This is a genomic window from Planomonospora parontospora (assembly GCA_014647935.1).
In the GTDB taxonomy this organism is placed as follows: domain Bacteria; phylum Actinomycetota; class Actinomycetes; order Streptosporangiales; family Streptosporangiaceae; genus Planomonospora; species Planomonospora parontospora.
The window spans coordinates 1-512 of sequence record BMQD01000112.1; the positions used below are offsets into that span (position 1 = coordinate 1).

The window sequence follows — 512 nt, forward strand, 5'->3', positions numbered from 1 at the left end:
AACCCGTTGTCCATCGACTACGCCTGTCGGCCTCGCCTTAGGTCCCGACTTACCCTGGGCGGATTAGCCTGGCCCAGGAACCCTTGGTCATCCGGCGCAGAAGTTTCTCACTTCTGATTCGCTACTCATGCCTGCATTCTCACTCGCACGGCCTCCACAACTCGATCACTCGGCTGCTTCGCCGGCCGCACGACGCTCCCCTACCCATCCACACCCCTCAACCACAAAGGCTCAGGAAAATGTGTGAATGCCACGACTTCGGCGGTGCACTTGAGCCCCGCTACATTGTCGGCGCGGAATCACTTGACCAGTGAGCTATTACGCACTCTTTCAAGGGTGGCTGCTTCTAAGCCAACCTCCTGGTTGTCACTGCGACTCCACATCCTTTCCCACTTAGCACACGCTTAGGGGCCTTAGTCGGTGGTCTGGGCTGTTTCCCTCTCGACTACGGAGCTTATCCCCCGCAGTCTCACTGCCACGCTCTCACTTACCGGCATTCGGAGTTTGGCTGA

Annotated in this window: 1 rRNA gene; it reads right to left on the minus strand. The window is 58.2% G+C overall.

Features of this window, described 5'->3' with window-relative positions:
- Positions 1 to 512: ribosomal RNA gene (locus IEZ07_RS35350) — 23S ribosomal RNA — on the minus strand; the annotation flags it as partial.